This window comes from Actinospineispora acaciae DSM 45401, from assembly GCF_000620785.1.
In the GTDB taxonomy this organism is placed as follows: domain Bacteria; phylum Actinomycetota; class Actinomycetes; order Mycobacteriales; family Pseudonocardiaceae; genus Pseudonocardia; species Pseudonocardia acaciae.
The window spans coordinates 1358317-1377742 of record NZ_JIAI01000002.1 but is presented as its reverse complement, the minus strand read 5'-3'; the positions used below and the strand labels follow the sequence as shown (position 1 = coordinate 1377742).

Sequence of the window (19426 nt, the reverse complement as noted above, 5' to 3'; positions counted from 1 at the left end):
CTGACGCGAATAGCAGCGTTGAAGCTTGTTCAGCGACACTGAAGGTTAGCCGCTGCCGGAGGCTTGTCAACGGGCCGGAACCCGGACGCCCGCCGAGTTACAGCGACCGCGAGCGGCGGCGCCAGGAGATCCGGCCCCAGGGCTTGTACACCGAGACCACGGTGGCCACCAGCAGGGTCGCGGTGTACACGCCGCTCAGCGAGGTCAGCAGGCCGACGGGGCCGCCGGCCACCGCGTCGGCGCCGACCGGATGGATGGGCAGCGCCTGCCAGGCCAGCCCGTCGAGCAGGGACAGGGCGGTGACCACCACCGCGAGGGTGAGTCCGAGCTTGGTGACGACCCAGTAGTAGCGCAGCAGTCCCCAGCGGGTGCCCAGGCAGAGCACCACGCCGGTGAGCAGGGTGGCCATGATCATCGGCGGGAAGACCTTGCTGATCGCCGTCGCCGCCATGAACAGCGCCTCGGCGCGCCGGGCCGAGCCGGCGGTCACCGCGCCGAGCTCGAGCACCAGCTTGCCGATCCCCACGCCGAGCCAGCCGCCGGACACCACGATGTGCGCGGCGCGCAGCACCCGGTACGCCCTCGGTCCGAGCCTGCCGCCCCGCCCGGGGCCCCGGCGGCGCCGCACGGCGGTCGGATCGGCGGAACCGTGGCGGTCGGCGGGTTCGAACGCGTCGATCGACGGCACCTGACCCCTCCCCCTCCGGGACGCAGGCGTGAACATGTGACCCCACCACACCATGATCGATCTGCCGGCCGCAAGCGAATCACCGCCGCCCACCGGTGTGTCGCGTCAGTGGCGGCTCAGCTCCTCCGAGGCGGCGGGGGCCTTCGGTGTCGGGCCGATGTGCCGCAGCCGGGCCAGCACCAGGCCCGCGACCGCCAGCGCGATCACCGCGCTCACCGCGGCCGCGGCATGGAAACCGCTGACGAACGCCTGCCCGGCCGCGTCGAGCAGCCGACCGCCGACGTCGGGCGGCAGCCCCCGCGCCGCGGCCGCCGCGCCGCCGAGGGTGCTCCTGGCCGTGTCGGCCGTCTCGACGGGAACGCCGGCGGGCAGCGCGGCGGTCAGGTGGGTGCGGTAGACGCCGACCGCGACGCTGCCGGTGGCCGCGATGCCCAGCGCCAGGCCGAGGTCGTAGGCGGTCTGGCCGGTGGCGGCGGCCGACCCGGCGCGCTCGGGCGGGGCGGCGCCCACCGCCAGCGCGGTGCCCAGCACGCTGATCGGGGCGACCCCGAACATCATCACGGTCAGCCCGGCCGCCGCGAGCACCACCCCGGGGCCGCCCCGGCCGGCCAGCATGGTCAGCCCGTACCCGACGACCGACACCAGCACCCCGGCGGCGATGACGTGGGCCGGGCGGAACCGGCGGGTCAGCGGCGGGGTGAGCTGGGAACCGGCGACGAGGCCTGCGGCGCCCGGCAGCAGCCACAGCCCGGCGGCCAGCGGCGAGAGCCCGCCGACCTGCTGGAGGTATTGTGGCACCAGGTACTCCACGCCGTTGAGCGCCATCATGCCGAGCAGCAGCGTGCCCAGCGCGGCCGCCGTCGTCCGGTCGGCGAGCAGCCGCACGTCCAACAGCGGGCTGGCCAGCCGCCGCTGGCGCCGCACGAACAGCGCGCCGAACACCCCGCCGGCCACCAGCGCGGCGGGCACCGGCCAGTCGACGCCGTGCTCGGCGACCCGCTTGACCGCGTACACCACCGGCAGGATGCCCAGCAGGAACAGCACCACGCTCGCCGCGTCCAGCCGCCCGGCGTCCGGGTCGCGGTACTCCGGCAGCAGCCACGGCGCCGCCACCATCGCCACCAGCATCACCGGCGCCCCGATCAGGAACGTCGAGCCCCACCAGAACGACGCCAGCAGCAGCCCGCCGATGATCGGGCCGATGGCCAGCCCGACCGACAGCGCCGTCACCCACATCGCGATGGCGGTGGCCCGCTGCCGGGCGTCGGTGAACATGTGGCTGATCAACGACAGGGTGGACGGCAGCACCGCCGCCCCGGCCGCGCCCAGCACCGCGCGCGCCGCGATCAGCTGCTCTGCGGACCCGGCGTAGGCGGCCGCCACCGAGGCCACCACGAACAGGCCCGCACCGATCACCAACAGCCGCCGCCGGCCGATCCGGTCGCCGAGCGTGCCCATCACCACCAACAGCCCGGCGGTCATGAACCCGTAGATGTCGGTGATCCACAACAGCTGGGAGCTGGACGGCCTCAGGTCTTCGGTCAGGTACGGGGTGGCCAGCCAGAGCACGCCGAGGTCGACGGTCATCAGGGCGGTGGGCACCAGCAGCAGCGCCAGGCCCAGCCACTGGCGGATGTTCCAGGACATGATCCGGACGCTAGGTACGGCCGCTTCAGGTTCGCTGTGGGTTCGCTGTAGGCCGGGCCCGGCCGGTGTGACGGATAGCGTGGACGCATGCGATTCGGGGTGCTCGGCCCGCTGGCCGCCTGGACCGATGACGGGCAGCGGGTGCACGTCCCCGAGCTGAAGGTCCGCGCGCTGCTGGCCGACCTCGTGGTGAACCTGGGGCGGCCGGTGTCGGTGGACCGGCTCGTCGACGACCTGTGGGCGGATCGGCTGCCCGCCGACCCCGGCAACGCCGTGCAGACCCGGGTCTCGCGGCTGCGGCGGGCGCTGGAGCGGGCCGAGCCGGGCGCGCGGCGGCTGGTGGTGTCCCAGCCGCCCGGCTACCTGCTGCGCGCCGACCCCGGGGCGGTGGACGCCGGCCGGTTCCAGGCGCTGCTCGCCCAGGCGCGGGCCGCCACCGGCGCGCGGGCCAGGGCGGAGCTGCTGGGCGAGGCGCTGGCGCTGTGGCGCGGCGAGGCGTACGCCGACTTCGCGGACGAACGGTTCGTGCGCGCCGCGACCGCCCGGCTGGAGGAGGAGCGGCTGGTCGCGTTGGAGGAGCTGGCCGAGGCGCGGCTCGAGCTGGGCGAGCACGGCCCGCTGGTCGCCGAGCTCGCCGACCTGGTGACCCGCCATCCGCTGCGCCAGCGGCTGCGGGCGGCCCAGATGCGCGCGCTGCACCGGTCCGGCCGGCAGGACGAGGCCCTGGACAGCTACGCGGACCTGCGGCGCCGGCTGGCCGACGAGCTGGGCCTGGACCCGGGCGGCGAGCTGGTCGCGGTGCACCGGGCGATCCTGGCGGGCGATCCCGGTCCGGCCCGGGCGCGGACGAACCTGCCGGCGCCGCTCACCGAGCTGATCGGCCGGGAGGAGGCGGTCTCGGCGGTGCGCGCGCTGGTCGCCGCCGGGCGGCTGGTGACGCTCACCGGGCCGGGCGGGGTGGGCAAGACCAGGCTGGCGCTGGAGGCCGCCTCGGGCCTGGCGCGGGGTGACGCCGACGGTGTCTGGCTGGTGGAGCTGGGCGCGCTGGACCGGTGCGGCTCGGTCGCCGACGTGGTCGAGCTGGTGTCCGGGGTGATCGGCATCCGCGACGAGGTGACCCCCGGCGACGTCGGCCCTCGGCGGCGCCGCGCGGACCCGCTGGACCGGCTCACCGACGCGCTGCGGGCCGGTCGGACGGTGCTGGTGCTGGACGGCTGCGAGCACGTGGTGGAGGCGGTGGCCAAGCTGGTCGAGCCGCTGCTGCGCGGCGCCCCGGGGCTGCGCGTGCTGGCCACCAGCCAGGAGCCGCTCGGCGTCTCCGGCGAGGTGCTCAGCGCGGTGCCACCGCTGGACGAGCCGGACGCGGTGCGGCTGTTCGCGGCGCGGGCGGCGGCCGGGGCGCCGGGGTTCGCGCTGGACGAGCACAACGCCGGGGCCGTCGCGGACATCTGCCGGCGCCTCGACGGCCTCCCGCTCGCGCTGGAGCTGGCCGCCGCGCGGGTGCGCGCCCTGGGCGTCGCGGAGCTGGCCGCCCGGATCGAGGACAGGTTCAGGCTGCTCGCCACCGGGAACCGGGACGCCCCCGCCCGGCAGCGGACGCTCCGCGCCATGATCGACTGGAGCTGGGAGCTGGCGCCGCCGGTCGAGCGCCGGGTGCTGCGGCGGCTGGCCGTGCACGTCGACGGGTTCACCCTGGAGGCCGCCGAACAGGTGTGCGCCGAGGACGGCGTGGACGTGCTGGACCAGCTGGCCCGGCTGGTGGACCGCTCGCTGGTCGTCGCCGTCGTCACGGCGGACGGGTCGCGGTACCGGCTGCTGCGCTCGGTGCGGGCCTACTGCCTGGAGCGCCTCGCGGAGGCCGGCGAGCTGGGCCTGGTCCGCGGGCGGCACCTGTCCTACCACCTGGAGCTGGCCGAGCGCGCCGAACCGCACCTCTACACCGGCGACCAGCGCGACTGGCTGCGCCGGCTGGACGCCGAGTCCGCCAACCTTCGTGCCGCGCTGGACCAGGCCGGTCCCACCGAGGAAGCGTTGCGGCTGGTCAACGCCCTGGCCTGGCACTGGGTGCTGCGCGGGCGGTTCACCGAGGCGGCCCGCTCCTTCGACCTCGCGCTGACAAAATCCGCGACTCACCCTGACAAAATCCGCGACTCGCGGGCGGTGGGGGGCGCGCGCGGGTGGGCACGGCGGGCACGCGCGTGGCGGGCCGGGTTCGGGATGCTCGCCACGGCGGGCGCCGACTCTCCAACCGACGCCGGCTTTGAAGACATCGAGGACCCGCGCGAGCGGGCCCGGGCGCGCTGGTTCCTCGGCCTGGCGCACCGGTGGTACGGCGAGCGGGCGGCCACCGCCGAGCTGATCGAGGCGGCGCTGGAGGGGTTCCGCGCGGTGGACGACCGCTGGGGCGTGGCCGCCGCGCTGGAGGTGCGGGCCTCGCTGGGCCGGGCCGGCGGCGACCTGGCCGGCGCGGCGCGCGACGCCGAGGCCAGCGAGCGGGCCTTCCGCGCGCTCGGCGACGGCTGGGGCCGGCTGCGTGCCGGCTACACCCTCGCCGAGCTGGCCGAGATCTCCGGCGACTACCGGCGGGCCGAGGCGCTGCACACCGACGGGCTGCGGCTGGCCGAGGAGCTGCGGCTCGGGTCCCAGGTCTCGCTGCGGCTGTCCAGCCTGGGCCGCATCGCGCTGCTCACCGGCGACCTCGCGGCGGCCGAGGAGCTGCACCGGCGAGGCCTGCGGGTGGCCGCCGAGCACTCCGACAGGGTCGGCGAGGAGTTCGCCGAGATAGGCCTCGCGCTGGGCGCCCGCCGACAGGGCCGGCTCGACCGGGCCGAGGCGCACCTGCGCGGGTGGCTGCGCCGGGCGGGCCGGGCGGACGGCGAACCGGGCCTGGCGCTGGTGCTCACCGAGCTCGGCTTCGTCGCCGAGCTGCGCGGCGACGCCCAGGCCGGGCTGCGCCTGCACCTGGACGCCCTGCGCTGCGCGCGCACCGTCGGCGACCCCAGGGCCGTGGCGCTGGCCCTGGAAGGCCTGGCCGGCACCGCCGCGCTCACCGGCCACTCAGCGCAAGCCGCCCGCCTGCTGGGCGCCGCCGACGCGATACGCCGCGGCGTCGGCGCACCGCTGCCGCCGGCCGAACGAACCGACGTGCGCCGCATCCAGACCACCGTCATCGAGGCCATGGGAGAGCCCGCGTTCGCCGCCGAGCACGCCGCCGGCACCGAGCTCTCTCCGGACGAGGCGCTCGCCGGGCTGCCCGACAATCAGGCACCTGGATCCGTGGCCGCCTCGGTCAGGGCGGCCAGCAGCGCCGAGGTCGCCGGCGGGTCGGGCGGCTCGCCGTAGCTGGCCGCGTACACCCGGCGGGGCGGGACCGGCAGCGCGGTGGCGACTACCGCCGGATGGTGGTGGGCGCGCAGGGCCAGCCCGGGGATCGTCGTGACGCCCATCCCCGCGGCCACCAGGCTCTGCATCACGACCATGTCGTCGGTGACGAACGCCAGCCGGGGCGAGAACCCGGCCTGCTCGCACATCCGCACCAGATGCGCCCGGCACCGCTCGCAGCCCGCGATCCACGGCCCGTCCCTGTGCTCGGCGAGCGTCCCCCCACCGTCGGCGGTGAGCAGGAAGACCGGGTCGTCGAGCAGGTGCACCAGCCGGACGCCGTCCTCCTCAGGGGCGGTGTCGTCGTACCGAAAGATCACCGCGACGTCCACCTCGCCGGCCCGCAACTGCCGCAGCGCGTCCTCCGGGTGCGTGTCGGTCAGCCCGAGCTCCAGGCCGGGATGCCGCCGGGCGAGCACGGCGGCCGCCCGCGGGACCAGCGAGCTCATGGCCGAGCTGAACCCGGCCACCCTGACCCGGCCCGCGTTCAGGCCGACCAGCGTGGACAGCTCCGCCGCCGCCGAGTCGACCCTGCCGATGATCTCGGCGGCCCGGTCCGCGAGGAGGTGGCCGGCCTCGGTGAGCCGGATCCCCCGCCCGACCCGCTGGAGCAACATCGCGCCGGTCTGCGCCTCCAGCCTGGACAGGTGGTGGCTGACCGCCGGCTGGGTGTAGAGCAGCTCCTTCGCGGCCGAGGTGACCGACCCGTGTCGCCGGACGGCCTCGAGGACGCGAAGTTGGACCAGGGTAACCATCCATAAAGTCTACGTATCAATGACCGTCAAGACTGACATTGGACTTATCGATTGTCCGACTGGATGCTCAAAGCCATGACGACATTCGCTCTCGCCGCGCTGGTACTGATCATGCTGCCCGGGCCGGACCAGGCCCTGATCACCCGCAACGCCGTGGTCGGCGGCCGGCGCGGGGCCTCGCTGACCATGCTCGGCGGCGTGCTCGGCCTGACCGTGCACGCCGGAGCCGCCGCGCTCGGGCTCTCCGCGCTGCTGCTCACCTCGGCGACGGCGTTCGCCGCGCTCAAGATCGTCGGAGCGGCGTACCTGCTGTGGCTGGGCGCGCAGATGCTGCGCTCGGCGATACGTTCGCGCCGCTCGCCGACGGCCGACGTTCTCGACACCGCCGTTGCGGCGCCCCGGCGCGGCCTGGCGTACCTGCGGCAGGGTTTCCTGTCCAACGCGCTCAACCCGAAGGTCGCGCTGTTCTTCCTCACCTTCCTGCCCCAGTTCCTGTCCACCGACAGCGCCTCACCTCGGGCCGAGGCGCTGCTGCTGTCCGGGATCTTCGCGACGCTCTACCTGGCCTGGTTCGGCCTCTACATCGCCGCCGTCGACCGGCTCGGCCGCTGGCTGCGGCGACCGACGGTGAAGGCGCGCATCGAAGAGGTCACCGGGCTCCTGCTGGCGGGCGTCGCCGTCCGACTCGTCACCGAGGGCTCTTGACCCGTTCATCCGATGCAGGTAGGAAACATGCATCACACAGTGGTGTGAATGTTTCACTAGATGGTACGCGCAACGACGCACGAGGACGGTAGCGCCCATGAGTCACTCCGACCCACCCGCGCCGGCGGGCGGGCGCACCACGTCCGCGGCCGCGCGCACGGTCGCCCCCGCCGTGATCATCGGCTCGGCCCTCGAGTGGTTCGACTTCTACCTGTTCGCCTCGATGGCCGCCCTGGTCTTCGGCAAGGTGTTCTTCCCGGGACAGAGCCCGGTGGCCGCGACGCTCTCCTCGATCGCCACGTTCACCGTCGGGTTCGTGGTCCGCCCGCTGAGCGGGATCTTCTTCGGCTACCTCGGGGACAAGATCGGCCGCAAGCGGGTGCTGACGCTGACGTTCCTGCTCATGGGCGTCTCGTCCGGGCTGATCGGGCTGATCCCGTCGTACGGCTCGATCGGCGTGTTCGCGCCGATCCTGCTGGTCGTGCTCCGGCTGGCCCAGGGGCTCGGCGCGGGCGCCGAGTTCAGCAGCGCCATCGCGGTGTCCTACGAGCACGCGGGCGTGCGCACCCGGGGCCTGTTCGGCTCGCTGCCCGCACTGGGCGTCAACATCGGGCTGTTCGCCTCGTCGCTCACGGTCACCCTGCTCACCAGCATGGACAAGGAGTTCCTGGTGACCTGGGGCTGGCGCATCCCGTTCGTGGCGAGCTTCGCGCTGGTGGCGGTGGGCTTCTGGGTGCGCTCCCGGATGCCGGAGACGCCCGAGTACGCCGAGGTCTCCGACGACGACGACCGGCGCTCGCACGCCACCCCGCTGCGCGACCTGTTCCGCTACGACTGGCGCGGGGTGTGCGCCGTGGGTCTGGTGGTCATCGGCTACCTGAGCGCCAGCTACCTGTTCAAGACCTTCAGCCTGTCCTACCTGACCGAGTTCCGAGGGGTGCCGGCGAACATCGGCGCGTTCGGCGTGACGCTCGCCAGCGCCGTGGCCATCGCCGCGGTCCCGGTCGCCGGCTGGCTGTGCGACAGGTACGACGCCGGCCAGGTGCTGTTCGCCGGCGCGGCCGGGATCGCGCTGCTGGCGTTCCCGTTCTTCTGGGCGCTCGACACCGGCGCGCCCCTCCCGATCTGGGCCGTGATGATCGCGACCACCGGCATCGTCATCCCCGCCATGCTCGCCGCCTCCGGGGCATACTTCGCCCGCCAGTTCCCGACCAGCGTGCGGGCAACCGGCCTGGGCACCGGCAAGGAAACCGGTGGCATCGCCGGCGGCATCGCTCCGCTGGTCGGCTTCGGCCTGATCGCCGTGACCCCCGACCACGCCTACTGGCCGGTCGCCCTCATGTTCCTCCTCTGCGCCGTCGCGGTCGTCGCCGGCGTGGTGTGGGACCAACAGAAACGCGTCGAAGCTCGCACCCCCACCACCGCGACCACAGACACCGCCCGCACCTAACCCCCCGCGAGTCGGGGCTCCTGGCACACCGAGTCGGGCGTTTCAGCACACGGCTCGGCACCCGCCGGCGGCCTCGGGATGTGCCGAAAACCGCGACTCAGTGTGCTGAGACGCCCGACTCGCGGTGGGGTTACCAGACGAGGGTGCCGCCGGTCTGGTACTCGGTGACCCTGGTCTCGAAGAAGTTCTTCTCCTTGGTCAGGTCCATGGACTCCGACATCCAGGTGAACGGGTTCTCGGTGGTGTTGAACAGCGGGGGCAGGCCTAGCTGCGCGCAGCGGCGGTCGGCGATGAACCGCATGTACCGCTCGCAGGACTCGGCGGACAGGCCGAGCATGCCCCTGGGCAGGGTGTCGCGGCCGTAGGCGATCTCCAGCTCGCAGCCCTCGGCGAGCATGGCGCGCACCTCGGAGCGGAACGACTCGGTCCACAGCCCGGGGTTCTCGGTGGCGATCTGGTTGATCACGTCGACGCCGAAGTTCAGGTGGATCGACTCGTCGCGCAGGATGTACTGGTACTGCTCGGCGATGCCGACCATCTTGCCGCGCCGGCCCAGCGCCAGGATCTGCGCGAACCCGGTGTAGAACCACATTCCCTCGAACACCACGTAGAACGCGACCAGGTCGCGCAGGAACGCCTGGTCGGCGGCGGGGGTGCCGGTGCGGAAGTCGGGGTCGGACAGGCTGCGGGTGTGCTCCAGCGCCCAGGCGGCCTTGTCGGTGATCGACGGGACCTCGCGGTAGGCGTTGAACAGCTCGCCCTCGTCGAGGCCCAGCGAGGTGCAGATGTACTGGAAGGTGTGGGTGTGCACGGCCTCCTCGAAGGCCTGGCGCAGCAGGTACTGCCGGCACTCCGGGTTGGTCAGGTGCCGGTAGACGGCGAGCACGATGTTGTTGGCGACCAGAGACTCGGAGGTGGCGAAGAAGCCCAGGTTGCGCCTGACCATGTGCCGCTCGTCGTCCGTCAGGCCTCCCGAGGACGCCGGCGCGCGCCACAGCGAGATGTCGGCCTGCATGGACACCTCCGAGGGCATCCAGTGGTTGGCGCAGCCGGACAGGTACTTCTCCCACGCCCAGCGGTACTTCAGCGGGAGAAGCTGGTTGACGTCCGCCCTGGCGTTGATCATGCGCTTGTCCGAGACGTCCACGCGGGCGGCGCCGCGCTCGATGGCGCCGAGTCCGGACGGCGTGTTGGCGTTCACTGGCAGGCCTCGCAGTCCGGGTCGTCGATCGAGCAGGCCGCGGCGACAACCGGAGCGACGGCGTTGAGCCGGCCGTCGGTGCCGGCGAGGGTGGACTTCTCCACCCTGGTCGCGGCCTGCGAGCGCAGGTAGTAGGTGGTTTTCAGGCCCCTGGTCCAGGCCAGCTGGTAGAGCGCGTCCAGCTCGCGGCCGCTGGGGGTGGCGAGGTAGAGGTTCAGCGACTGGGCCTGGTCGAGCCACTTCTGGCGGCGGGCGGCCGCCTCGATAAGCCATCGGGGGTCGATCTCGAACGCGGTGGCGTAGAGCCGCTTGAGCTCGTCGGGCACCCGCTCGATCTCGCCGAGGGCGCCGTCGAAGTACTTCAGGTCGCCGACCATCACCTGGTCCCACAGCCCGCGCGCCGCCAGGTCGCGGACCAGGTGCGGGTTGACCACCGTGAAGTCGCCGGACATGTTCGCCTTGACGTAGAGGTTGCGGTACAGCGGCTCGATGGACGGGTTCACGCCGGTGATGTTGGCGATGGTCGCGGTCGGGGCGATGGCCATCACGTTGGAGTTGCGCATGCCCTGGGCGACGACCTTGGCGCGCAGCGCGTCCCAGTCCAGCCGGGTGGTGCGGTCCAGCTCCAGCTCGCCCTCGCCCCGGGCGGCGGAGAGCAGCTCGATCGAGTCGATGGGCAGCACGCCCCTGCTCCACAGCGAGCCGTCGAAGCTGGCGTAGCGCCCGCGCTCGGCGGCCAGGTCGGAGGACGCGGCGATGGCGTGGTAGCTGATCAGCTCCATCGACTCGTCGGCGAACTCCACGGCGCGGTCCGAGGCCACCGGGATGCGCTGGGCGAACAGCGCGTCCTGGTGCCCCATCAGGCCCAGCCCGACCGGGCGGTGGCGCAGGTTGGACCGGCGCGCGGACGGAATCGTGTAGAAGTTGATGTCGATGACGTTGTCCAGCATCCGGACGGCGGTCCGCACCGTGCTGGCCAACCGCGCGGCGTCCAGCCCGTCGGCGGTGACGTGCCGGGCCAGGTTCACCGAGGCCAGGTTGCACACGGCGACCTCCTCTTCGCCCGAAGCCGCTGTGGTGTTCAGGGTGATCTCGGTGCACAGGTTCGACGAATGCACGACCCCGGCGTGGCGCTGCGGGGAGCGCAGGTTGCACGGGTCCTTGAACGTGATCCACGGGTGGCCGGTCTCGAACAGCATGGTCAGCATCCGCCGCCACAGCTCCACCGCGCGCACCGTGCGGAACACCTTCCGCTCGCCGAGCGCGGCCGCCGCCTCGTGCTCCCGGTACGCCGCCGCGAACTCCTCGCCGTAGAGGTCGTGCAGGTCGGCGGCCTCGTCCGGGGAGAACAGCGTCCACTGCCCGTCCGCCCGCACCCGGCGCAGGAACTCGTCGGGCACCCAGTTCGCGGTGTTCATGTCGTGGGTGCGGCGGCGGTCGTCGCCGGTGTTCTTGCGAAGGTCGAGGAACTCCTCGATGTCGATGTGCCAGGTCTCCAGGTAGCCGCACACCGCGCCCTTGCGCTTGCCGCCCTGGTTCACCGCGACCGCCGTGTCGTTGGCGATCTTCATGAACGGCACCACGCCCTGCGACACCCCGTTGGTGCCCCGGATGTGCGCCCCGATGCCGCGCACCGGCGTCCAGTCGTTGCCCAGCCCGCCGGCGTACTTGGACAGCAGCGCGTTGTCGCTGATCGCGCCGAAGATGCCGGGCAGGTCGTCCGGGATCGTGGTCAGGAAGCACGAGCTCAGCTGCGGGCGGGTGGTGCCCGCGTTGAACAGCGTGGGCGTTGAGCACATCACGTCGAAGCGCGACAGCAGCGGGTAGAACTCGGCGGCCCGCGCCTCGCGGTCCACCTCGCGCAGCGCCAGGCCCATGGCCACCCGCAGGAAGAACGCCTGCGGCAGCTCGTAGCGGGCGCCGCCGGAGTGCAGCAGGTAGCGGTCGTAGAGCGTCTGTAACCCGAGGAAGCCGAAGTCCAGGTCCCGCTCCGGCGCGACCTCGGCGGCCAGCCGGTCCAGGTCGAACTCGGCCAGCGCCGGGTCCAGCTGGCCCAGCTCGACGCCCCGGCGCAGGTAGGCGGCCAGGTACTCCGGGTAGCGGCGGGCGGTCTCGGCCTGGTCGGCGGGCGGGGCGAGCCCGAGCGCGGCGAACGCCTCCCTGCGCAGCACGTCCAGCAGCAGCCGGGCGGCGACGAACGAGTAGTCCGGGTCGGTCTCCACCAGCGCGCGGGCGGCCAGCACCGGGGCCTGGTCCAGCTCGGCGACGCCGATGCCGTCGTAGAGCAGCGCGCGGGTCTCGGACCGCACCTTGTCGACGTCCGCGCCGGCCAGCCCGGCGCACGCCTCCTCGACGACCCTGGCGAGCCGGCCGGTGTCGATCGGGGCGGTGGTGCCGTCGGCGAGGCGCACCCTCGGCTCGGACGGCATCGGCGCAGGGGTGTCCGCCGCCCGGGCGCGGGCGTGTTCCTCCCGGTAGAGCACGTAGGAACGGGCCACCGCGTGGTGCCCGCCGCGCATCAGCGCGAGCTCGACCTGGTCCTGGATCTGCTCGATGTGCACCGCCCGGTCCGGCCCGGCGTGGCGCATCAGCGCGAGCTCCACCGCCTCGGTGAGCCCGGCGACCACCGCGCGCACCCGGCTGGACGCGCCGGCGTCGGTGCCCTCCACGTCCAGGAACGCCCTGGTGAGCGCGGAGGAGATCTTGGAAGGGTCGAACGGGGTGATCTCGCCGTTGCGGCGGATCACCGGAGTCACCTCGGTGACCGTCATCAGAGAGCTACTCCTCGCGAGTTCGCTGTCTCAGAACGGCCGGTGACCACACCGAGACGGCACGGCGAGCAGGGCACAACCCAGCACCACGCCCACTCACGCATCCGTCCCGCGAAGACACCGAGCCGAGCACGCCGGCGGCGTGCCCGCCGATGGCAGGTCTTCGGACTCGTGGGCCCGGCGCGCATGCGCCACCTACCGGCCGTCGCTTCCCAGGTGCGCGCGCACCCAGTGCTCCTGACGGCTGTCGTTCCCACTCACCGCTGCGGGGCAGTCCCGGACTCCCACCGGGTTCCCTGTTGCCACGAGACCCACCCGTTCCGGTGAGCCCCGAACCATCGACGAGCGCAACACTACATCTAGCGGTACGCCAGACGCCGCACCACTACATGCTGGGCGTGTCGGCAGTGTCGGCGGTGTCGACCTCGGCGAGCGCGGTGAGCAGGCCGGCGGTCAGGGCGGCGCGTTCGAGCATGCCGGCGATCGAGATGTGCTCGTGCCGGGCGTGCGCGCCGTCGCCGACCGCGCCGAGGCCGTCCAGCACCGGGACGCCGAGCGCCGCGACGAAGTTGCCGTCGCTCGCGCCGCCCACCGAGCACTCCTCCAGGGTCACTCCCATCCCGGCGGCGACCTCGGCGGCGGTGGCGAACAGCGCGGCGGTCCCCTCGCCGCGTTCCATCACCGGGCGGTTCCAGCCGCCGGTGACCGTGATCGCCGCCCTCGGGTCGGCGGGGCGCAGGGCGGCCAGCGCCGCGTCCACCCTGGCCGCCTCGGCGGCGCTGCTGACCCGGACGTCGACCTCGGCGTGCGCGTGCCCGGCGATGACGTTGCGCGCGGTGCCGCCGCCGATGATGCCCACGTTCACGCTGGTCCCCGCCGCGAGGTCGGCCAGCGCGTGCAGCGCGAGCACGACCCTGGCCAGCTCGTCCACCGCGCTCACCCCGCCCTCCGGGTCCAGCCCGGCGTGCGCCTGCACCCCGCGCGCCTCGACCCGGAAGATCCCAACGCCCTTGCGCGCGGTCTTGACCGCCCCCGCCTGGCTGGCCTCGAACACCAGCGCGGCGCGGGCCCCCCGCGCGGCGGACTCGATCACCGGCCGGGACGCCGGGCTGCCCAGCTCCTCGTCGCCGTTGAGCACCAGCCGCACCGGCGGGCGGGGCAGCTCGGCGGCGTCCAACGCCCGCAACGCCCAGACCAGCTGCACCAGCCCGGCCTTCATGTCGAACACGCCCGGCCCGGTGACCCGGTCGCCGTCGACCGCGAACGGCAGCTCGGCGAGCGTGCCGGCCGGCCACACCGTGTCGTAGTGGCACAGCGCCAGCACCGGCGCCGCGCCGGACCGGCCGGGGTAGTCGAACACCCGGGCGTCGCCGTGCTCCCCGCCCTCGACGCGCGCCACCCGCTCCGCGGCGCCCAGCGGCGCCAGCAACGACGCCTCCACCCAGGCCAGCCCGGCGTCCAGCAGCGCCTTGTCGGTGCTGGGCGTCTCGCGGCGGACGTAGTCGCCGAGGTCGGCCAGCATCTGCTCCCGGTGCCCGGCGATCCAGTCGCGCAACGCGGTGATGCTTGAAATATGCGACGTATCCTTCACGGGTTTGCCTACCTCGTCCTCGGTTGTCCCAGGATATTGACTCACGTCCGCTGCCCCTGTAAGAAATCGCCTAAGGATACGACTCGTATGTGCGAAAGGTGAGGGTGTTGAGCCAGGAGACGGACGCCGAGAACCGGCGGCTGAGCAGCCCGGGCGCCCGGTACGGTGCGCGGCTGCGCTCCCGCTCGTCGGCGTCCGCGCTGCTCCGCGCGGTGATCAGGGCGGAGCGGGAGAACCTGGAACACACCATGGCCCAGCTGGAGGCCGACGGCTCGCTGGAGCGGGCCGCCGGGGAGATCGTCGCCGCCCGCAGGCGGTTCGTCCTTGGCAACGCGAAGAGCAGGGCGCACGCCACGCTGCTGCACCTGGAGCTGTCCGCCAGCATGGCCGGGGTCAGCCTGATCGACGAGGCCACCGTGCGGGCCATCGACGTGCTCAGCGACGTGCGGCCGACCGACGTGCTGGTCGCGTTCGCGTTCCGCCGCTACGCCCGCGACACGGTGACGGTGGCCGGGGAGTTCGCCGCCGCCGGCGGGCACGTCGTGGCGGTCACCGACGACGCCCGCGGCCCGCTGGCCGACACGGCGGCGACCACGATCGTCGTCGGCACCGGCAGCGCCTCGTACAGCGACTCCCCCACCGCGATCGCCGCCGTGGCGCACGCGCTGGCCACGCTCACCGCCGCGAGCGCGAAGGGGGCGCGGCGGCGGCTGGCCCGGCGGGAGGAGCTCGCGCACCGGTTGGCGATCTACGCCGATGGGTGAGACGACGACGCTCGCCGGCGGCCTGCTGGTGGACGGGACCGGCGCACCGCCGCGCCGGGCCGACGTCCTGGTGCGCGACGGCCGGGTCGCCGAGGTCCGCGAGCCGGGTCCGTCCGGGGGCGAGACGATCCGGGTGGACGGGATGGTGGTGTGCCCGGGGTTCATCGACCTGCACTCGCACACCGACTTCTCGCTGTCCGACCACCCGGCCGCCGACACCGCCGTCCACCAGGGCGTGACCACGCTGCTCGGCGGCAACTGCGGGTTCTCGCCGTTCCCGGTGGTCGACAGGTCGGCGCTGGCCGCGACGGCCGGGTTCCTCGGCGCCGGGCTGGACTACTCCTGGTCGGACCTGGACGGCTACGCGGCGATGGTGGAGGCGGACCCGCCGGCGGTCAACCTGGCCACCCAGGTCGGCCACCAGGCGCTGCGGATCGCCGCCATCGGCACCGACCGGCGCCCTGCCGGTTCGGGCGAGCTGTCCCGGATGCGCGGGCTGCTGGCCGAGGCGGCGGAGCAGGGCGCGTTCGGCTTCTCCACCGGCCTGATCTACGCGCCCGGCAGCTTCGCCGACCCCGCCGAGGTCACCGAGCTGGCGGCCGAGGCGGCGCGGCACGGGATGCTCTACTCGACGCACATGCGCGACGAGCGCTCCGGGCTGCTCGACGCGGTGCGCGAGGCGCTGGACACGGCGCGCGCCTCGGGCGTCCGGCTGGAGATCTCGCACCTCAAGGCGATGGAGCGGCCCAACCACGGACTGGTGCGCGCGGCGCTGGCGGAGATCGAGGCGGCGCGGGCCGAGGGCGTCGACGTCACCGCGGACGTCTACCCGTACTCGGCGTCGTCGACCACGCTGACCTCGCGGCTGCCCGGCTGGGCGATGGACGGCGGCGTCCCCCGCCTGCTGGAGCGGCTGGCCGACCGGGCCACCCGGGCCCGGATCGCGGCCGAGCTGGCCGAGCGCCTGTGGCCGGCCGACGTGGTCATCGCCGAGCTGCCACCGGGGCCGTTCGACAGGTTCGTCGGACACAGCCTGGCCGAGCTGGGAGGCGACCCGGCGGACGCCACGCTGGAGCTGCTCGAAGCGCACCACGGCAAGGTGGCGGTGATCAACCACGCGATGGCCCCGGAGGACGTGGCCACCGTGCTGGCCCACCCGCTGGTCAGCGTGGCCAGCGACGGCTGGACGCTGCGTCCCACCGGGCCGGGGCGCCCGCACCCGCGCAGCTTCGGCACGTTCGTCAGGGTGCTCGGCCGGTACGTGCGCGAGCAGCGGCTGATCGGCCTGGCCGAGGCGGTGCGGAAGATGACCTCGCTGCCGGCCGCGCGGCTCGGGCTGGCCGACCGGGGCGAGGTCCGCCCGGGCTCGGTGGCGGACCTGGCGGTGTTCGACCCGGACACCGTGATCGACAACGCGGACTTCACCGACCCGTGGCGGCTGGCCACCGGGGTGCGGCACGTGCTGGTGCGCGGCGTCGCGGTGCTGCGTGACGGGGCCGCGACCGGCGCGCGCCCCGGTCGGGTACTACGACGAGGGGCCTGAGGCGATGACGTCCGAAGAGTCCGGCACGACGCACACGACGACCGAGGAGCCCCGTGCCCGGCGGAACACCGCCGGGATGGTGTGCTTCGGGGTGGCGCTGCTGGCCAGCGTGGTGCTGGCGATCGCGACCCCGAAGGCCGGGTTCTGGGGCCTGCTGCCGATCATCCTGTACGCGGTGCTCGCGCTGGTCGGGGTGGACGTGGTGCTGGCCACGGTGGGCGCGCTGCTGGTCGCGGCGATCCTGACCCGCACCGGGCCGATACCGCTGGGCGCCCAGCTGGCGACCTCGATGGGCTCCCTGGTCGCGGTGATCGGCCTGATCATCATCCTGGGCGCGGGCCTTGGCCACGTGGCGCAGGTGACCGGGGCGGCGCAGGCGCTGGTGCGGACCGTGATGCGCCGGGTCGGGCTGCGCACGCCGACCCGCGTCCAGCTAGGGCTGATGCTGTCCTCGCTGGTCATCGTGGGCGCGCTGGGCACGCTGGCCGGCGGCAACGCGATCCTGGCGCCGATCGTCATCCCGATCGCGGCGCGGGTGGGCTGGCGCCCGGCCGCCGTCGCCGCCATGTTCCACTCCGCCGGCGCCGCCGGGCTGATGCTGGGGCCGTTCACCCCGCCGGTGGTGACCATCATGGCCGCGGCGAAGCTCTCCTACGGCACGTACCTGCTGCAGGCCGGGTTGCCGGTCGGCCTGATCACGATGGTGACCGGGTTCTTCATGGCGCGCTGGATCCAGCGGCGCACCGAGGTGGAGTACACCGCCGAGGACGCCGCGAGCACCGAGTCCGACCAGGAACCCGACGCGCACAGCCGCCGGGCGGCGGCCGCGTTCGCCGGCGTACTGGTGGCGCTCGCCGCCTACGGCGTGTTCGCCAAGGCCGGCTACTCGTACGCGCTGGTGGTGCTGGTGGTCACCGCGGCGGCCACCGGGCTGGCGGGAGGGCGGCGGCCGCTGGAGATCGCCCAGGCGGTGTACGCCGGCGCGTCCCGGCTGATCTGGCTGTTCTTCCTGTTCTGGATGCTCGACCCGCTGCTCACGCTGGTGGAGAAGACCGGCGCCTTCGAGTCGATCTTCGGCGCGCTCGAACCCGTGATGCCGAAGGTCGGGCCGTACTGGTTCCTGCTGCTGGTGGTGCTGCTCGGCTACGTGCACGCGGTGCCGGGCGCGGCGGTCGCGCAGATCGTGCTGATCAACAAGCTGTTCGGGCCGCTGGTCACCGCGCTCGGGGTGCCGCCCGGGGCGTGGGCGGTGTCGCTGCTGGGCACCGCGCAGATCGACCAGCTCGGCCCGTATCCAACGGCGGACATGATGGGGCAGATGGGCCTGGCCCGGTCCCGTGACCTGCGGATGATGCTGTTCAACGGCTGGGCGATCATGGTGGTCAACACCGTCGGCTTCCTGATCCTGTTCGCGGTGCTGCTGTGACGGGCCTGGACGAGCTGGCCGCGCGGGCTACCAAGCTGGGCGGTGCGCTGGGCGCGGTGATCGAGGACCTGCGCACCGGCCGGCGCGCCGAGGTCGGCGCCCAGCGGGCGTTCACCTCGGCGTCGGTGATCAAGTTGCCGATCGCGATGACCGTGCTGGCGGGCGAGCTGCCGCTGGATCGGCAGGTGATGGTCAGGGCGGCCGCCCGGGCCGGTGGCAGCGGCATCCTGCGCGACCTGGAGGTGCCCGCGCTGAGCGTGCGGGACCTGCTCACGTTGATGATCACGATCAGCGACAACACCGCGACCAACGTCCTGATCGACCTGGTCGGCATCGACGCGGTCAACGCCTGGTGCGCCGGGCACGGCCTGACCGGCACGGTGCTCGCGCGGCGAATGTTCGACGCCGAAGCGCGCGCCCGAGGCGAGGAGAACCTCACCACGGCCCGCGACGTCGCGACGCTGCTGGCCGACCTGGCGCGGGGCCGGCTGCTCGACCCGCCCGCCACCGACTTCGCGCTCGACGTGCTCGCCCGCCAGCGGGTGAACGACCGCCTGCCCCGCCACCTGCCCGACGGCCTGCGCCTGGCGCACAAGACCGGCGAGCTGGACGGCATCCGCCACGACGCCGGCATAGTCCTGGACAAGGGCAAACCCACGATCGTCGTGGTCGCCCTCACCGAAGCCATCAACTCCGCCGCAACCGCCTGCGACCTCATCGCGGAAGTTGGCCGCCTGGCCTACTAACCCCCGCGTCGCACACCTTGCTGGGCCGTCGCGCACGGTGCGGCGTGTGCGGCGGCCCACCTAGCTGTGCGGCAGCCCACGGCGCTGTCGGTACCGCCGTTGCTGGCACGCGCGCGAGCAGTACGTGCGGCGGCGGCCGCGCGCCGGCTGGGTGAACGGACTCGCGCACACGGCACAGCGGCCGGCCGCCGCCCCGGCATTTTCGTCACGCCGTGGACGTTTTTCATCACGCTTCCGGCGCGCCGACCGCGCAGCGGCGACGAGGTTCGGCGTCCCGACCAGCCCGCGCGGCGTGCGCTTCACCAACTCGTCATCCAGATACGGGCAGTCGGCCACGATGTCCTCGTCCGGGCAGAGCAGCAGGTGCAGCAGGTACTCGTGGGCGCTCCGCAGCTGCTTGATCTTCTCCTCGACCAGCCCGGCGTGGCGCCGGACGGTGCTGTGCCAGTGCCGGCTGCGGCTGCCCTCGGTCACGACCGACGCCTGGTCGAGGGGCATCGCGCCCACGACACAGCACAGGTAGGCCAGGCCGATGCGACGCAGCTCGGTCTCGGTGTAGACCCGGCGACCGCCGACCCTCGGCGGCTCGGGAAGCACCCGCTGCGACTCCCACCACCGCAGCGTCGACGGGGCAAGGCCGTAGAGCGCCGCCGCCTGGGCGATCGTGACACCACGTGTCTCCCACATGTGTCGATTTGACATCAAGTTCCCTTGAAGAAACAAGATTGAAGTCAGGTTAGGCATGCCTTCGTAGCTCC

The 19426-nt window shown here is 73.4% G+C and carries 14 protein-coding genes and 1 riboswitch; of the genes, 7 read left to right on the top strand and 7 right to left on the bottom strand.

Annotation, left to right across the window (positions count from 1 at the left end; all coding sequences use genetic code 11):
* Nucleotides 1-97: 97 nt before the first annotated feature.
* Both N912_RS52325 and N912_RS52320 read right to left on the bottom strand, forming a co-directional pair.
* Nucleotides 98-688, bottom strand: a complete 591-nt coding sequence (locus N912_RS52325; RefSeq protein ID WP_051580238.1) for a hypothetical protein — start codon at nucleotides 686-688, stop codon at nucleotides 98-100.
* Nucleotides 689-793: 105 nt separating this feature from the next.
* On the bottom strand, nucleotides 794-2335 hold the full coding sequence (locus tag N912_RS52320) for an MFS transporter (RefSeq protein WP_037064482.1): 1542 nt from the start codon (nucleotides 2333-2335) through the stop codon (nucleotides 794-796).
* 87 nt (nucleotides 2336-2422) lie between these two features.
* On the opposite strand from N912_RS52320, the gene N912_RS52315 reads away from it, so the two are divergent.
* The gene (locus tag N912_RS52315) at nucleotides 2423-5677 is read left to right on the top strand and encodes an AfsR/SARP family transcriptional regulator (RefSeq protein ID WP_051580237.1); all 3255 of its coding nucleotides are present in this window, start codon (nucleotides 2423-2425) and stop codon (nucleotides 5675-5677) included.
* On the opposite strand, the gene N912_RS0116230 is transcribed toward N912_RS52315, so the two are convergent.
* Nucleotides 5596-6471: a LysR family transcriptional regulator gene (locus N912_RS0116230; protein WP_028923258.1), complete on the bottom strand. Its 876-nt coding sequence runs from the start codon at nucleotides 6469-6471 to the stop codon at nucleotides 5596-5598. The genes N912_RS52315 and N912_RS0116230 overlap by 82 nt on opposite strands.
* 75 nt (nucleotides 6472-6546) lie before the next feature.
* Here N912_RS0116230 and N912_RS0116225 point away from each other — a divergent pair, with 75 nt between their 5' ends.
* A complete protein-coding gene (locus N912_RS0116225) occupies nucleotides 6547-7176 on the top strand; it encodes a LysE family translocator (protein WP_028923257.1) in 630 nt (209 codons plus the stop codon).
* Between the two features lie 97 nt (nucleotides 7177-7273).
* On the top strand, nucleotides 7274-8626 hold the full coding sequence (locus N912_RS52310; protein ID WP_051580236.1) for an MFS transporter: 1353 nt from the start codon (nucleotides 7274-7276) through the stop codon (nucleotides 8624-8626).
* A 130-nt stretch (nucleotides 8627-8756) separates the two neighbouring features.
* On the opposite strand, the gene N912_RS52305 is transcribed toward N912_RS52310, so the two are convergent.
* The 3 genes from N912_RS52305 to N912_RS52295 form a co-directional block, all read right to left on the bottom strand.
* Nucleotides 8757-9827: a ribonucleotide-diphosphate reductase subunit beta gene (locus tag N912_RS52305; RefSeq protein WP_245645297.1), complete on the bottom strand. Its 1071-nt coding sequence runs from the start codon at nucleotides 9825-9827 to the stop codon at nucleotides 8757-8759.
* Nucleotides 9824-12598: a ribonucleoside-diphosphate reductase subunit alpha gene (locus N912_RS52300; RefSeq protein ID WP_051580235.1), complete on the bottom strand. Its 2775-nt coding sequence runs from the start codon at nucleotides 12596-12598 to the stop codon at nucleotides 9824-9826. Before N912_RS52300 ends, N912_RS52305 begins: the two co-directional genes overlap by 4 nt.
* Before the next feature lie 137 nt (nucleotides 12599-12735).
* Nucleotides 12736-12953: riboswitch (cobalamin riboswitch) on the bottom strand.
* Between the two features lie 30 nt (nucleotides 12954-12983).
* Entirely contained in the window at nucleotides 12984-14153 is a 1170-nt protein-coding gene (locus N912_RS52295; protein WP_245645296.1) for a M20 family metallopeptidase, read from the bottom strand.
* A gap of 143 nt (nucleotides 14154-14296) precedes the next feature.
* Here N912_RS52295 and N912_RS0116200 point away from each other — a divergent pair, with 143 nt between their 5' ends.
* The 4 genes from N912_RS0116200 to N912_RS52290 are packed head-to-tail and all read left to right on the top strand — an operon-like array spanning nucleotide 14297 to nucleotide 18668.
* Nucleotides 14297-14953: a MurR/RpiR family transcriptional regulator gene (locus N912_RS0116200; RefSeq protein ID WP_028923256.1), complete on the top strand. Its 657-nt coding sequence runs from the start codon at nucleotides 14297-14299 to the stop codon at nucleotides 14951-14953.
* The gene (locus N912_RS0116195; protein WP_028923255.1) at nucleotides 14946-16496 is read left to right on the top strand and encodes an N-acyl-D-amino-acid deacylase family protein; all 1551 of its coding nucleotides are present in this window, start codon (nucleotides 14946-14948) and stop codon (nucleotides 16494-16496) included. Before N912_RS0116200 ends, N912_RS0116195 begins: the two co-directional genes overlap by 8 nt.
* Nucleotides 16441-17922: an SLC13 family permease gene (locus N912_RS0116190; protein ID WP_051580234.1), complete on the top strand. Its 1482-nt coding sequence runs from the start codon at nucleotides 16441-16443 to the stop codon at nucleotides 17920-17922. Before N912_RS0116195 ends, N912_RS0116190 begins: the two co-directional genes overlap by 56 nt.
* The gene (locus N912_RS52290; RefSeq protein WP_051580233.1) at nucleotides 17919-18668 is read left to right on the top strand and encodes a serine hydrolase; all 750 of its coding nucleotides are present in this window, start codon (nucleotides 17919-17921) and stop codon (nucleotides 18666-18668) included. Before N912_RS0116190 ends, N912_RS52290 begins: the two co-directional genes overlap by 4 nt.
* Nucleotides 18669-18728: 60 nt before the next feature.
* Here the strand turns inward: N912_RS52290 and N912_RS0116180 are convergent, their stop codons facing one another.
* Nucleotides 18729-19355 carry a MerR family transcriptional regulator gene (locus tag N912_RS0116180; protein ID WP_211261246.1) on the bottom strand — a complete coding sequence of 209 codons (627 nt, stop codon included), beginning with the start codon at nucleotides 19353-19355 and terminating at the stop codon, nucleotides 18729-18731.
* Between the last annotated feature and the right edge of the window lie 71 nt (nucleotides 19356-19426).